The sequence below is a fragment of the Myxococcales bacterium genome (genome assembly GCA_022563535.1).
GTDB lineage: Bacteria > Myxococcota_A > UBA9160 > UBA9160 > UBA4427 > DUBZ01.
Genome location: JADFNE010000019.1, coordinates 1 through 15,068 on the forward strand (window position 1 = coordinate 1; position 15,068 = coordinate 15,068).

Below are 15,068 nucleotides of genomic sequence, written 5' to 3' on the forward strand. Positions count from 1 at the left end.
GAGGTTGGCCACCGGGGTGTGGATGGTGCCTTCGGGGGACTTTTTGTGAAGCCAATCGCGACCAATGGCACTCAGGCCAAGCCTCGTCGCACCATGGATGCGTTCCAGCGCGCCTGGGACAAATCCGAGCAACGGGTGAATCGACTACTGGATCCACCGCCAAGCACCGATGACGATGTCGCTCAGTAGATAGTTCACGCGTCTGAAACAACGGTGGCACTCCCTAGCTATCGCGGAAACCCTCAAGCTCATCCGGTCGTGCGTATCCGTACGCAACAGAAGGTAGTTCGTCGCAGTTCGTTTCGACGCCCGCACTCCGACCTAAATGTTTGTGCGGGGCTCATGCGAGCAATTGCGCATTCTGGTTCGTCATGGTAGTTTGAAAACTTCCGAAGAGGTGGCTGTAATTCAGGGCCATGTCCTTCGAATGCGGTATCCCCCGCAGCCGCTGGCTCGAAGCTGCCTCGGTATCAGCTTTAGAAGTCCCCCGTAGCGCGCGGCACCCTGTTCAACGATTTCCACCCCTTCGTAACCTCAACTCTTCTCCTGCTCAGCCGATGCAGGGGCAGACATACGAAGGAAATGACTATGCCTCTACTAAGTGTACTTTCCGTTCGAATTCGACCCGAGAAGATCCAGGAGCATGAAGCGCTTGTAGCTGAAATCGCCCAGCGGGCACGTGATGCGGGCGAGACTTTTCATTGGACCGCGCATCAGGTGATGATGGGAGACCTGCAGACCCTTTACTTCAGTTCGGTGTCTGAGGACTTCAACGCGCTGTCCCAGCGCGGCCAAGCACCCGAAATGGTGACGCGGCTGCTCGGAGAGAAGCAAGCGCAGAAGACGGAGTCCGCGATCAACGCCTGCACTCAGGAAGTTCGTCTCAGCGTATTCACCGAACGCGCGGACCTCAGCTATCAGCCAGACCAAGCCGTCCAAAATTCACCCATATCGGCAAGCACAACGATTCGCGCTCGAAACGGTGAGTTCGAGGCTTGCGAGGAGTTGCTGCGCAAGCTGGCAGAGGCCATTCCCAAGGTCGGCGATCCAGCCAGGATCGTCACTTGGCAGCCAGTGATCGGTGATCTGGCAGTCTATGTGGCAGTGCGACCGCTTCAGGACCTGGCGGATCTCGACAAGCAGATGAGCCCGCCGGAACTCCTGAGCGCAGCGTTTGGTCCCGCTGAGGGTGGCCTGATCTATCGGGCCGGGCTCAATGCGATCGAAAGCGCAACACGCGACATCGTGATCCTGCGACCGGATCTCTCGAACCCGAAGTAGGTCGCGAGGTCAGAACTGTATTGGCGCCTCGACGGAGCGGGGCGCCAGTTCAGGGTCATATCTCATAGTGGCATTGCACCGCGCGCTGAGATTGTGAGCGAAGCGTGCGTTCGCGTCAGGTTCGTGTCCGAGCCTGCTGCCAAGTCAATGCAAGCTTGAGCAGGACTCCCAATTGACAGATGTGAGGCAACAGCCAACCGACGGACGCGTACACAGTCGGCGCTTTCTCGGTATTGCGAGGAAGTTGCACGGATGCGCGTATGTGCTGGGGCGGGTGATCGCTCCTGTTCGCCATGTTTACGTCCAGAGAGGGCAGCTGCGCGATCAGTCGTCCATTGAAATCGACAATTGCGCTTACCCCCGTACTGACAGAGCGAAGCAGGGGAACACGATGTTCGACGGCGCGGAAGCGCGCCAGCGCCAGATGCTGCCAGGGTTCGACTCGATGACCGTACCACGAATCGATTGTGAGGTTGACGAACATGGCGACGCCCTTGGGTTGTCGTGCCACTTCCCGTACATAGCCCGGAATAATGTCTTCGAGACAGATCAGCGGCCCGATCGCAACCGCGGGATGATCGGGCGTGGCTGCTAACTCGAAACGCGCCGGCCCTGTGCCGGCCGAGATATGCGCGATGCCCCCGACGTGCGCGGCCAACCACTCGGGATTGACGAAGGGCATGTACTCGCCGAAGACCACGAGTCGAACTTTGTCGTACGAACCGCTCACCCTGCCGTTCGAATCGAGCAAGTAGGCGCTGTTGTGATCGAATCCGTCAGCGGGATTTCCGCTGACTGCGCCGAGCATAAGCGGCTGACTAAAGCCCTGGCGTATCGGGAACGCTTCATTCGGCACGTCACGTTGAAACGGACGAGGTACGCGGAATGGATAGATCCCCGCCTCGGGCCAGATGATCAGGTCGACACCGAGCTGCTCCAATTCGCGCGAGGGCGACCAAAGCCGGTGCATGCGTTCTGCGATCGGCATCGGCCCGATGGGAATATTCGGCTGCACCACGCCGATTCGCAGCAGCGGCGCTCCCTCTGCGGCACGATCGAGAGCCGCCATTCGCCAGCTTCCAAATCCGACTAGAAACAGTGGGATGGCGAGCGCGGGAAGCCAGTAGCGACGTGCCGGGCGACCGCCAAACAATGCTTCTACCACGAGGCTCGCGCAGAGCACCACCAAAAGCTCGAGGAGCGCCACGCCGCCGAACTCGGCCAGCTGAATCCATGCGGGCTTCAGCGCCAACCCGATGATGATCGTGTATGGAAAGATCAGTGGCCAGGCTGCGTGAACCGCACAGAAAACGACACTCGGCCACAATACGCGCTGCCAGGTCAAATTCGACGACGTCGCCTGCTGCGCAGTCGGAGGCGCAGACAATAGAAGCAGCCAGATGCCATAGGGAATGGCCAGCCAGAAGCAGAAGGCCAGCCAGCCCAGCACCCCGACGAAGTACGGGACACCAGCGAAACGGACGAGGAGTCCGACGATCCAACCCGCGGCGCCGAGGCCGACCCCCATCCCTATCGTCAGGCCGAGGCCGAATCGCACCCGCCGGCTCGTACTTGTCACGAGGCGATGCGCAGTCAGCGCCAACATCACGCCCAGCCACGGCGCCCACAACATTCCGTAGGGCGGTGAGCCGAGGGGGAACATGAATCCCGAAACAGCAGCGAGCGCCCAGCCGACGAGCTCCCGCTTTCCACCCATCGCTCTGTTCATACAGCGAGCGTGGTCGATCTAGTCGCGGATTGCCAGCCGCTCGGAGGGAGGGTCGGCGATCGTCCTCAGGGTCGGCAGGGCGCCTCTCTTTATGTAGAGCACGCATCCCTGCTCCGAGATCAGTTCGATACCCGCCGCATTCGGCAACCGGATCCAGGTTCCGACTCCGTAAACTCCCTCGCTGTCGTAAATCTCTCCCGCGATCACAAAGATTTCACACCCGCCATTCAAGGGGTCTGTCTTCCAGGTTGTGCCCGACGCCCAGCGTTCGAGTCGTGTTACGTCGGGAAACGCGGACTCTTCGTAGAGCAGTTTCGTTTCGATTCCTTCGCTGTTCGTGCACTGCCAATCCATCGCATGGGTGTCGATCTTTTGGTAGACCCGTTGTGCTCCCGCGTACTGGCGCAACTTGACAAAGAGCACGCAGCCATCGCGGGAGAAGGGAGCGTGCCGGAAGCCCTCCGGATTCAGCAGGTGAGTGCCGGCAGGCCAATCGCCGTGCTCATCCGAGAACACGCCCTCGAGCACGAAGATCTCTTCACCATCGGGGTGGTCGTGGATTGGAAATGCGGCGCCTGGCTCGTAGCGAACGACCGATGTCACCTGTCCTGACTCGGCATCACCCACCAGGTGGAGACGTTTGCGCCAGACCGTGCCACTGGGGCTCGCCTGCCACTCGATTTCCGGGGTACGCATTACCGCTCGATGCGCCATGTCGCCATTGAGAGATGCTGGAGCCCGGATCTCTTGGCTGCCTGCTTCGTCGTTCATCACAGCGACCTCAGCTGAAATTGCGGATGCCTTCAAGCCGATTTCATGCCACCGGCCCGAACGACTCCGAGTGTATGCGTTCCGGCGAAACATCGCGTTGCTCCAGGTGTTCGTAGATTGCGGCCATCCATTTACTGGGGCCGCAGAGGTAGAAATCTGCCTCATACGAGTTCAGCAGCGCATCCAGCCTGTCGCCATCGACACGACCTTCCAGATGATCTGCGTCTCGGGTCACGTCCCCGGGAAGTGGGCGGCTGTAACTCACACGAACCTTTACGTTGGGCGCCGCTTCCGCAAGATTGCGCACTTCTTCGTCCAGGGGATGCTGCGTTGAGTTGCGGGCGCCGTGGATGAACCAGATGGGTTTGGTCTCGCCCCGGTCGATCAGAGCGTGCAGCATGCTCACCATCGGCGTGATCCCGACTCCAGCACTGAGTAGTACGCTCGGTCGCGATGTTTCCTTCGCCAGCGTGAAGTCGCCAGCGGGTGCACCGGCAATCAGCGTATCACCCACCTCGACTACGTCGTGCAAATGACGGGACACTGTCCCCATTGATTCCCGCTTGACGGTGATGCGATAGTACGGGTCGCGAGGATCATTGGACAACGAATAAGTCCGATCGACTGCGGCATCGTGCCCAGGGATTTCGAGCTTCACCGGCAAATGCTGTCCGGCCATGAATGAATCGAGTTCCCCGCCCGCGACCGGCTCGAGAACGAAGGAGGTCACGTCCGCGCTCTCCTTCAGCTTGGAGGCAATACGAAGTTCGCGACCCGAATGGGTCTGGCTATCCCAGCGCAGGGGAATTACAGCTGTTTGTTCAAGAACCTCTGCCACTTGAAAATGGATCAACCGCTGGGCGCCAGGGAACTGAGCAAGTTGCGGGCCCGCATCTTCAATCCGGGCCCGCCCCGTGAGTTGGAGCAGGTTTCCAGCTGCGAAATCCACGAAGAGGAGTCCGACTCTCGGATCCATCAGTAGATTGCCAACCGTATTGAAGTGGTTGTTGCCCGCGTAGTCCGGGAACACCAGGCTCTGGGCACTGTCTACCCGAACAAACCCCGGATCCCCGCCGCGGTGGGACGCATCCATTCCGTACGCTGCGCTCTCGCCTTCTCCCCGGTAGCCCGTCGCAATGAAGAAAGTGTCGGCCGTCTCGATGATTTCACGGAAGTGGCGGGTAAGCTGGAGATGACGCACCGGAACTGCCTTCAGAGCCACCACGGGTACGCTTCTCCAGCCGCGTTCATGGATGTACTGGGGGCAATTGCCGAAGGCTTGACCGACGGCGAGTTCCAGACCTTTCCCGTCCCGATGGCTGACGCGCCCATTCAGCCGGTTGCGCCTTCGGGTACTGAACTCGAGGCCCAGGAGCCCGAGATCTGATCCCTCCACAAGGCTATCGACAAGCGGATCACTCGCAGGCGGCAATGCATCAATGCGCAGCGCACCGGGGTGGGGCGAGTGAGCAAATCCAACAGCTCCGGTCAAGAGTGTCGCCCAGGGCTGACCGTCCGCATCGCGCGCCGCAGCCACTAGGAAAGGCAGTTCGGCGTAGAACTCGCGATGCTGCTCGGGCAACGTGCTGCGTACCACCTTGCGGGCCCACGGCTCGATCTCGGCCCGCACACCGAGCTGTGTCTGAACCGTTTGCTCACCAGCATGAAACGGCGATGGGACGGACATCAGCCTTACTCCTTTCCGGGCTTGACTGGAATCGGTGTCGCGCCCGGTCGTTTCGCGAGACGCTCGATCCAGGCCCGAACGTTGGGATATGCGTCGAGCTCAACGCCTCCGTCGGGTGCCAGGGCCAGGTAGCTGTAGTTGGCGATGTCGGCGATGGTCGGAGTGTCCGACACGAGAAAGGATCGATCCGCGAGGTGTTCCTCGAAGCGCTCGATTACCGCGTGCGCGCGCTCCTGTGCTTCGGCGAGATCACCGTTGGCACCGAACACTGTGATGAGTCGTGCGAAGGCCGGACCGTTGGCGACATCGGTGCTGGCGGTGGCAAGCCATTCCTGGACTTTTGACTCTCCTTCCGCGTCGAGCGGTAGCCATTCACCGTGGCCGAATCTCCGGCCGAGGTAGACGAGAATTGCGCTCGAATCGCGCACGACCACGTCTCCGTCGACCAGGACCGGGACCTGGGCGAAGGGATTCAAGGCCAGAAACTTCTGACTGCGCTGTTCGCCTGCCAACAGGTCTACGTCGATGAGTTCGTGCTCGACGCCGAGCAGGGAAAGGAGGTTGCGGACCTTGTGTGAATTGCCGGAAAGATAGAAGTCATAGAGTTGAATCGTCATTTTTGAATCCTTTGGGTGTGCGGTTTAGTTGTGGCCGGCGCGGCCATGTCACCCAATAAAGCACGAGGCATGCCAACTGAGCATAAAACACACTAAATTAGTAATATCCGTTAGTTACGAATACATTTGCCGATCCGTAATCCATGCGAAATGTAGAGAATCAATGAAATTTCGTGTCTAATTACGAAATTTCGCGTATTTTTTGTAAATGGAACTGACGGCGGAGCGCTTCAAAGGGTTGCTGCTCCAAATAGTGGGGGAGTGCGATCTCGACACCTTGCTTCGGGTGATCGTGAGCGAACTCGCCGACGAGAGCGATGTCGCCCTGGCTCGGATCTGGCTCATCAGGCCGGGGGACATTTGTGCCAGCTGCCCGAGGCGCGACGATTGCCCCCAACACACCGCGTGCCTGCATCTGGTTGCCAGTGGCGGAACACCTCTGAATGCGACGACCCCAGCCGGCGAAACCCTTGACTGGACCCGCACCAACGGGAACTTCCGCCGCTTCCCCCTGGGCGTTCGCAAGATTGGGCGCGTCGGCACAGGAGAAACTGTTCGTATCGAAACAATCGAAGGCAACGAAGCTTGGCTCGCCGATCCCGAATGGGCGACCCGAGAGCAGATCCGCGGTTTCGGAGGCGTCCCCCTGACCTATTCCGGTGAAGTCCTGGGCTGTCTCGGCGTCTTCACCAGAAGCGATTTTTGCGAGGACACTCTCGAATGGATGCGGATCGTCGCCGATCATGCGGCGGCCGCCATTGCCAACGCAAGGGCCTTCCAGGAGATCGAAAGTTTGCGCGGCGAACTCGCGCTCGAGAATGAGTATCTCCGCGAGGAGGTGAGCGAAGCGAAGTCATTGGGTGCGATCGTCGGCACCAGCGCATCGCTTGCCAGCGTTCTCCAGCGCATCGCATTGGTCGCACCCACTGACGCGACCGTACTGATTCAAGGAGAGTCGGGGACCGGCAAGGAACTCGTCGCTCGCGAGATCCACCGTCTCAGTGAGCGCGCCGAACGACCGCTGATCCAGGTGAACTGCGCCGCCATTTCGCGCGAACTCTACGAAAGCGAATTCTTCGGTCACGCTCGCGGCGCCTTTACCGGGGCAACTCGTGAGAGAGCCGGGCGCTTTGCCGCGGCCCATGGTGGAACACTCTTCCTGGACGAAGTAGGAGAGATCCCACTCGACTTGCAGGGCAAGCTTCTCCGAGTGCTCCAGGAGGGAAGCTATGAACGTGTGGGTGAAGAGCAGACCCGAGAGGTGGACGTTCGCATCGTGGCTGCGACCAACCGAGATCTGCGCGCCGAAGTGGCAGCGGGGCGCTTTCGCGAGGATCTCTACTACCGGCTCGATGTGTTTCCAATTGAAGTTGCACCATTGCGCGAACGCCGCGAAGACATCAGTGCGCTGGCGGACCACTTTATCGCCCGGACGGCGCGTCGACTCGGACGGCGCGTTCCAAGACTCGACGGGAAGAGCTACGCGGCACTGCGGGGCTACGACTGGCCGGGCAACGTTCGCGAACTTCAGAACGTGCTCGAGCGGGCGATCATCACATGGCGCGGCGGGCCGCTGCGAGTCGATCTAAAACTGTCATCGGCAACACGTACAAGCGGTCAAAAAGTGTCGTCGTCAACAAGTGATGCCGATCGGGTCGGCGAGTCGCCGATCCTCACCGATCTCGAATTGCGAGACCGCGAGCGCGAAAACATCGAAGCCGCACTTCGTCGCACCCGCTGGAAAATTGCGGGGCCGGGCGGGGCCGCGGAGTTGATTGGGGTCCGACCTTCGACTCTCGCCTCACGCATCAAGAAGTTGGGGGTGGAGCGCCCAATCTGACGAGGAGGATCGATCAAGTGTGCCCGGCTGGCTCTGTCGGGGCGAGAGGCAGTCGTACCGCAAACTTGGTTCCGGCCGAGCTCGATTCGCAATCGATCGTCCCGCCGTGCTTATCGACAACCACTGACCGCGAGATCGTAAAACCTTGCCCCGATGCCAGATTTCTCGTGGCACGGACAACCCGTGGTGATTGGGCTCGTGGCCAGTACGAAGGACGCTAGTGCGACGATCTACTAGTCGTTGCTTCAGCTGGCGCCGTCGCGAATGCTCGCCGTCGCATCTTTGCCGTAGATGTAATCGCCAACCCGTCTCATCCAGGCTTGCTCTTCGGCATCCATCGGACCCAGTTCGAGGGCCGCGAGCGCCTCTCTCATCTGGGCTGCGTTGTCTGGGCCCGCGAGACAAAGGTCGACATCAGGGTTGGAGATGGCGAAGCGGTAGCAGTCGGTACCGGTCGGTGTGCGCTCGCCCGGGGGCGTCTTCGCTGCGTCACAGAGTTGGCCCCAGCTCGTGGTCGTGTAGGTCACAACGCCGGGTCGCTCGTCTTCGGGCTTTGCTTCGAGAACCGGAAAAACGTCATTCTCGGCGCCGCGGTGCACCGCATTGTAGCGGACGTGCCAGATCGAATAGGTGTCGTCCTCGAGCAGGGTAGGGAAGAACCTGCGACGATGGCTCGAGATTGCGATCGATCGAATTCGTTCTCGATGCTTCAGTTCGAGCGCTGCGTCGACCACACTGCGAGGCGGCGGTGAGTTGTACCAGCCGAGCAACAGCACGTCGCCGTGGTCGATTCCGAGCTTGCGGATTGCGCTTTCGACCGATCGATTGAGATGCCAGCCCCATCTCGAGTAGCTCTGTAGTACAACACTGATCTCTTCTCGTTTCTGACGCGAAATCTCTCGGATCGCGGTGGCCATCAAGCTGCGACGGTAGCTACCCCAATAAAAGTAATTGACGCCCCGCTCAAACGCTTCGAGATAGCTGGCTGCGGGGGCCCCGAACGACGAGCCAAGGCCGAGCTTGGAAACCCGCAGGCCGCTCCGCCCCAGGGTGGTGCGTTCGGGAAATCCGCTCATCTTCAGCCCCCTAGTGTTGTGGTGCATTGCAGATGCTAGCCAAAACGCTGGACCGTGTAGTGGGGTGGGTCGCGAATTGGGTGCGGATCTGCTCGTGTTTGACAATCCGCACAACGCTTCAATCCCCGAAGATGGTACTCTTGGCTCAGCAGCAGTGCATGGCTCAAAAATCCATGTACTTCGATGGTAGAAAATGAAGCACTTCCCCGTTTCCGTACGAGGTTATTCCATGTGGCTCAACAAGTACGCGCTCTCATGCTGTGGCGTTTGTATTCTGCTGGTTCTTGGTTTTGCGAGCACAGGCGGGGCCGAAGGCCTGCCCGAAGTCAGCGCGCGGCCGCCTTGGATGCTGCACGATCAAAACCGCGACAGTGAAACCGGCTACGCACTTTACAAGCGAAAGCCTGTGGGATCGGACTATGACGCATTCCGATTGGAAGCCATCATCGACTCTCCGCCCAGAGTTGTCGCAGCGGCAGCGGCAGGGAACATTGCTGACCCCGAACGGAGTCAGAAGAACATGGACAAGAAAATCCTCCGCGACGATGAAAATGGGATGATTGTCTACAGCTATATCCACATCAACGCACCTTTTGTCGCGGATCGCGACGTCATCTCCCACATTGATCGCTCCTACGATGCGGCAACAGATACCCACATGATTTCTTGGCGAGCTACGGATGAAGGGCCTGCCCCGATCGACGGCGTGACTCGCGTGTCCCGTTCCGAAGGTTCCTGGACCTTTTCGCCCGAAGCAGGCGGCAAGACCCGGGCGGTCTACGTCAGCCATACCGAGGTCGATGGCTTTGTCCCGGTCTGGATCATCAACGCCACGATGAGAAGAACGATGGTCCAAGGGCTAAAAGGGCTTCGTGAGTCGGTTGCTCTCGTGCGGCAATCTGAATAGTCGGGATTCCACCGAACCTTTCCTGGTGGGCGCCCTGGCGGTGGATTTCAATACCCGCGAGTAACTATTCGATGAACGGGGCATCGCCAAGCGGAGCGCGGACTGGCTTCTCGAGGGTTCCAAACATCCAGTCGTAGATCATCGTCAAAGTGGCGTAGTTTCCCTGGTCCATGTCGATGTGATGCGCGGCGTGAACTGACGTGATGTAGTCGACGGTCTTGAAGGGAAAGTAGGGCAAGTTGACGTAGGTGTGATTGAGGGTGTTGAGTTGGGTGAAGACCAGCGTGGCGAAGACTGCTGATACCACATGGAGCGGACCGCCGCCCAGGAATCCGATCAGCGGGATCATCATCAGGAACAAGCCGAGCCCAATAATGGTCTCGAGAGGATGCACGTACAGCGCATCGATAAAGGTCGGCTGGCGCGCCTGGTGGTGCAGAGCGTGAAGCTTGCGCATGAGTCTTCCATGAAAGATGAAGCGGTGTGTCAGGTAATAGAAGAAATCGAACACCATCAGCACGGCAAGGATGTCGACCAAGTGCCGCCAGATGGGACGCGGCGCCAGATTTACGCACCAGGGCAAGATCACGACAAAGAAAACCAGATTGGTGATCAGCCCGGCCTTGTTGTTGATCTTGACCGCATCGCGGAAGCGTTTGCGGGACAACTTCTCTTTGTCCACTTCTCGGTTCATTTTCAATGCACGCTCGAACGCTGGGATCTTGAACACCAGAGCCTTACCCGCCACGGTCACCACGGACAAGCCGCCAACAAACAGCAGGGCTGCGATCCAGTCGTAATGCAATTCGCTCATGTCGGCTCCGTCCTCAACTCGCATTTCGAGGAGCTCAGCCAGATGCGCTGCATCTCCGCTCGGGCTCCTGCCTGTCGAAGATAGGAGAGCGGCTCGCATTTGGTCAGTGTTTCTTGACATTCTTGTCGCGGATGGATTATCACGAGACTGCCACGTCTGCTGGTATCGTCTACGTGAGCCAGCTGAGGAATGGGATCTTGAGCGGAACCGACGAGCGTAGGCGAAGTCTCCGGGTTGCAATCATCGGCGCAGGCCCGGGGGGGCTGTGCATGGCGAGTCAGCTCAAGCTGGCGGGCTTCGAGGATATCGTGTTGCTCGAAAAGAGCGACGGAGTGGGGGGCACCTGGTACTACAATCGCTATCCGGGCTGTGCCTGCGACATCCCATCCGGTCTCTATTCGTTCTCCTTCGAGATCAAATACGACTGGTCGCGTCCCTACGCTCCTCAACCCGAAATCCGCACCTACATGGAAGAGTTCGCCAAAAAATACGACTTGATTCGCCACTGTCGTTTCGAAAGTGACGTCACCCGTGCTCGCTGGGATGAAGAGCGCGCATGTTGGACGCTGGAACTCCGTTCGGGGGACTGCGTGGAAGCGGAAGTGGTCGTCAGCGCAGTGGGGATGTTCAATGAACTGAATTGGCCGGAGCTCGAGGGACTCGAAACTTTTTCAGGCACGAGCTTTCACTCCGCGCGCTGGAATTGGGATCACGATCTCACTGGCCAGCGGGTTGGCGTGATCGGGAGTGCGGCGAGCGCCGTTCAATTCGTGCCCGAGATCGTCGAGGAGGCCGGTCAGGTTTACCTGTTTCAGCGCACAGCCAACTGGGTTCTCCCGAAGCTCGACGATCCCTACACCGAAGAACAGCTCGAGACATTCCGCAGGGATCCGAACGTCTCGGCGGCGATTCGCGATCAGATCTTTCAAGTCGTCGACGAGGGCATGACGTTTTCGAACCCCGATACACTGGCTGGGTTCGAGGCGGCAGTGCTCGGTGCAATCGAGGGCATCGAGGACGAACAATTGCACGGCAAGTTGCGACCCACGCATCCCTTCGGATGCAAGCGACCGCTGCTATCCAACCGTTTCTACCCCGCATTCAACCGGCCGAACCTCGAATTGGTGACCGACGGAATCGAACGCATCACCAAAAATGCCATTGTCACCGTAGACGGAACGGAGCGTCCGGTAGATACGCTGATCATGGCAACCGGGTTTTCAACCACCAAGTACTTGTCGGCGATCGACGTGACCGGGCGGAACGATCGACACATCGATGAGGCGTGGAGCGATGGCGCACGTGCCTACCTTGGAATTGCCACCGCAGGTTTTCCAAATCTCTTCATGCTCTACGGACCCAACACCAACAACGGATCGATCCTCACGATGATCGAGGCCCAGGTGGGCTACGCGTTAAAGCAGATCGAGCGGATCGTGGGTGAAGACCTCGCATGGATGGATATTCGGTCCGAGCCGATGGAGCGCTACAACGAGGAGGTCCAGCAGGCCATCGCCGGAATCAAGGTGTGGCAGGCGGGTTGCAATGGCTATTACCGAACGCCGAGCGGCCGGGTCGTCACGCAGTGGCCATTTTCCATGAGCGAGTTTTGCGACCGCACGGTCGACGCGGATCCCGATGTGTTCGAAGTCGCCCCCCGCTAACCTTTCCTGGGCGTGCGATCCCCAACCTCAGGAAGTTGTCGAGGCGAGCCCATGACCCGAGAGAAACCAGTTGCCTTCGTGACCGGCGCTAGCCGTGGGATCGGGAAGGCCGGCGCCCTGGCGCTCGCCGAGGCTGGCTATGACGTCGTGATTACGGCTCGCACGGTCGCGCCCGGTGAGAAATACGAATACGGCTCGACAGTCATCGATTCGGGCACCCCCCGATCCATGCCCGGCAGCCTCGCAGAGACCGCCGCACTGATCCGCGAGCGAGGGGGCGAGGCCTTGCCCATTCGCCTCGACTTGATGGACCGCAGGAGCATTGATGCAGCGGTCAAAGAGGCCCTGGCTAGCTGGGGACAGATCGATGTCCTTTACAACAACGGCATCTACCAGGGCCCCGGAGTGATGGATGGGTTTCTGGACCTCCCCCAGGACAAACTCGAATTGGTGTTCGAGGGAAACTTCTTCGCGCAGTTCTATCTCACGCGTCTGTTGCTCGATCAAATGCTGGAGCGCGGGGAGGGCACGATTGTCAACATGACTTCGGGCGCCGCGTCGAGCGACCCCAAGTTTCCGACCGGGAAAGGGGGCTGGGGCTTTGCGTACGGTGCTTCCAAGGGTGCCCTGCATCGGATGGTCGGCATGATCCACGTCGAACTGAATCCGCGCGGGATCCGGGCCTACAACATTGATCCCGGGCACGTACCCACCGAGGCCCTGCGCGAAATACTCGGCGAAGACAGCGCCGTATTCCGGATGCAAGTTGAACACGGTACTCCGGCCGAAGTCCCGGCGGCTATGCTCGTCTGGATCCTCACCAGTGATGAGGGCCGGGCGCGCAGTGGCGAGACGTTCATCGCGCCGGAGTTTTGCGCGGAACGCGGACTCGTACCCGGCTGGCCCAAAAAGACTTGATCGCACCCGCGCTCCAACTTGTGCGATCCACATCAAGTGGGACCGGTCGCCCGAAGACTTCGCTCCGGACGAGGCGCGGGAAAACGTCGTCGCTTTTCTGGTAAACGCTCTCGCGCATCAGGCCTAGGTGCACCTATCCTGTGCCAGGCAGGATAAACCCTCTCAGCGAGCAAGGACACGTTCAAGAGCATGATTCCACTTCCGACACAAGTAGACCTGGCAGACGACGGGCGCCGCATCGAGATTAAATGGCAGGACGGGAGAAGGACGCAGCATTCAGCGTTCGAGCTGCGAGCGCAGTGCCCGTGTGCTTCGTGCGTTCATGAGTTCTCAGGGGAACAGCTGCTCAAGATCGAAGATGTGGACGAGAATGTCGCCGCCTCGGGCTTCCACAAGGTGGGGCGATACGCCCTGCAGTTTGACTGGAGCGATGGGCACTCGACAGGCATCTACACCTACGAGCGGCTGCGCGACGACATGTTGGCCTGATCTCTCGACCTGGGACGTCGACCGGGTAGGTCGGCCTACTTGATCGGGAGACGCGGATCGGAAAAGCCGCGCGCAATCAAACTCAACAGGGTTTGTTCGACCTCGGTTCCGCCATGTCCCTCTTCGCCGGCTACGGCCTGCAATTCGGCGAGGGTCGGGGCAGGGGAATCATCGTTGAGCATGCGCTGCAACAGGGCGAGGCTGCAAGGGTCTTTCAACTCGAACAACTGGCCGTCCGCCCTTGCGAACTTTCGCGCAAGGGTTTGCGTAGAAGTCGGCTCGAGTGAATGACGCAGTCGGGTTGTGAACTCGAGCCCGGCCAGTGTCTCGACCGAGAGCGCGCGAGCCACCGGTGCATCGTCACGCACAATGAGCGACCTGCGACCCGAGCGATTTACCATGAAATCGATCAGCTGCTGGGTTTCGATAAAATCGGGCGCGAGCTGCTGCAGCAACCCGGCAGCACCGGACGGCAGTCCGTCGAGGGCCATCGTGCCCAGATCGACCTCCGACAGGTACTGCATCCCCCACTCGCTCGCCCACTCGACGAATTGGACGAAGTAGCAAGGGTCGTGAATGCTTCCGAGTTCGTCGTGGAGGAACACGTCCGCTGCACTGGTCTGCATGCTCTCCACCACACTCTTGAGAGACTGCGCGTGGCAATCGTCACTGTTGCTGGAATAGCCGGCGTGCAACAGTTTCAACACCAGCGCAGACTGGCGCACTCGCTCCTTTGGATCCTTGATATCGCTGGTCCGAAAGGCGAGCAGTTCGCGGATGGCTTCGCGCTGTTTCCAACCGGGATAGGTTAGATACGCAATCGCGGCGACGCCGCTCCGCTTGAGCCCGAGCCTGCAGAGTTCAAAAATACGCTCCTTGACATCGTCAGCAACCCAAGAGAACGCTCCATGACACAGAATTACATCGAAATCGCCTGGCGCAATATCGAGACTTCGCAGGTCTGAACAAATCAATTCAACGTTGGTCGCGCCGCTCTCTTTGATGGCCTTGCGTCCAGCATCGATTTCGTTTTGAGAGAAGTCGGCTCCGGTGAACTGGACACCCGGATAGCGTTCTGCCTGTTGGCGAATGTGCGCCCCGGAAGCGCAGGCTAGATCGAGTACCCGGATTTCCGAGCCCTTCGACCCATCCGGGCCCAGCCGAAAAAGACGCGCCAGCCCAAGCAACCGGGAGAGATCGAGGTCGTGGAAGACTTGATCCCGATACGGGCTCTCGTCGTAGCGCGCTTTGAGGGTATCGTCCGAATCCATGCAG

13 protein-coding genes are annotated in these 15,068 nt (G+C 59.6%); 6 read left to right on the forward strand and 7 right to left on the reverse strand.

Annotated features, from left to right (window positions below; genetic code table 11):
• Positions 1–588: 588 nt before the first annotated feature.
• Positions 589–1,281: a hypothetical protein gene (locus IH881_08110; GenBank protein ID MCH7867649.1), complete on the forward strand. Its 693-nt coding sequence runs from the start codon at positions 589–591 to the stop codon at positions 1,279–1,281.
• A 115-nt stretch (positions 1,282–1,396) separates the two neighbouring features.
• Here IH881_08110 and lnt read toward each other — a convergent pair whose 3' ends face one another.
• The 4 genes from lnt to IH881_08130 are packed head-to-tail and all read right to left on the reverse strand — an operon-like array spanning position 1,397 to position 6,079.
• Positions 1,397–2,998 (reverse strand): apolipoprotein N-acyltransferase, encoded by a 1,602-nt coding sequence (gene lnt, locus IH881_08115; GenBank protein ID MCH7867650.1) that lies wholly within the window; start codon positions 2,996–2,998, stop codon positions 1,397–1,399.
• A gap of 30 nt (positions 2,999–3,028) precedes the next feature.
• Positions 3,029–3,781, reverse strand: a complete 753-nt coding sequence (locus IH881_08120; protein ID MCH7867651.1) for a cupin domain-containing protein — start codon at positions 3,779–3,781, stop codon at positions 3,029–3,031.
• Positions 3,782–3,824: 43 nt separating this feature from the next.
• On the reverse strand, positions 3,825–5,468 hold the full coding sequence (locus tag IH881_08125) for a pyridoxamine 5'-phosphate oxidase family protein (protein MCH7867652.1): 1,644 nt from the start codon (positions 5,466–5,468) through the stop codon (positions 3,825–3,827).
• Positions 5,469–5,473: 5 nt separating this feature from the next.
• Positions 5,474–6,079, reverse strand: coding sequence for a glutathione S-transferase family protein (locus IH881_08130; GenBank protein MCH7867653.1), 606 nt, complete (start codon positions 6,077–6,079; stop codon positions 5,474–5,476).
• A 214-nt stretch (positions 6,080–6,293) separates the two neighbouring features.
• On the opposite strand from IH881_08130, the gene IH881_08135 reads away from it, so the two are divergent.
• Positions 6,294–7,925 (forward strand): sigma 54-interacting transcriptional regulator, encoded by a 1,632-nt coding sequence (locus IH881_08135; GenBank protein MCH7867654.1) that lies wholly within the window; start codon positions 6,294–6,296, stop codon positions 7,923–7,925.
• 245 nt (positions 7,926–8,170) lie between these two features.
• Here IH881_08135 and IH881_08140 read toward each other — a convergent pair whose 3' ends face one another.
• A complete protein-coding gene (locus tag IH881_08140; GenBank protein ID MCH7867655.1) occupies positions 8,171–9,001 on the reverse strand; it encodes a hypothetical protein in 831 nt (276 codons plus the stop codon).
• 193 nt (positions 9,002–9,194) lie between these two features.
• Here IH881_08140 and IH881_08145 point away from each other — a divergent pair, with 193 nt between their 5' ends.
• On the forward strand, positions 9,195–9,908 hold the full coding sequence (locus tag IH881_08145; protein MCH7867656.1) for a hypothetical protein: 714 nt from the start codon (positions 9,195–9,197) through the stop codon (positions 9,906–9,908).
• A gap of 64 nt (positions 9,909–9,972) precedes the next feature.
• Here the strand turns inward: IH881_08145 and IH881_08150 are convergent, their stop codons facing one another.
• Positions 9,973–10,722, reverse strand: coding sequence for a sterol desaturase family protein (locus tag IH881_08150; GenBank protein MCH7867657.1), 750 nt, complete (start codon positions 10,720–10,722; stop codon positions 9,973–9,975).
• A 197-nt stretch (positions 10,723–10,919) separates the two neighbouring features.
• Between IH881_08150 and IH881_08155 the strand changes: the two genes are divergently transcribed.
• The 3 genes from IH881_08155 (at position 10,920) to IH881_08165 (ending at position 13,793) form a co-directional block, all read left to right on the forward strand.
• Complete coding sequence (locus IH881_08155; GenBank protein ID MCH7867658.1) at positions 10,920–12,386, forward strand: NAD(P)/FAD-dependent oxidoreductase; 1,467 nt, start codon at positions 10,920–10,922, stop codon at positions 12,384–12,386.
• 51 nt (positions 12,387–12,437) lie between these two features.
• Positions 12,438–13,304 (forward strand): SDR family oxidoreductase, encoded by an 867-nt coding sequence (locus IH881_08160; protein ID MCH7867659.1) that lies wholly within the window; start codon positions 12,438–12,440, stop codon positions 13,302–13,304.
• Positions 13,305–13,493: 189 nt separating this feature from the next.
• Positions 13,494–13,793 (forward strand): DUF971 domain-containing protein, encoded by a 300-nt coding sequence (locus IH881_08165; protein ID MCH7867660.1) that lies wholly within the window; start codon positions 13,494–13,496, stop codon positions 13,791–13,793.
• 35 nt (positions 13,794–13,828) lie between these two features.
• Here the strand turns inward: IH881_08165 and IH881_08170 are convergent, their stop codons facing one another.
• Complete coding sequence (locus IH881_08170) at positions 13,829–15,064, reverse strand: class I SAM-dependent methyltransferase (GenBank protein ID MCH7867661.1); 1,236 nt, start codon at positions 15,062–15,064, stop codon at positions 13,829–13,831.
• Between the last annotated feature and the right edge of the window lie 4 nt (positions 15,065–15,068).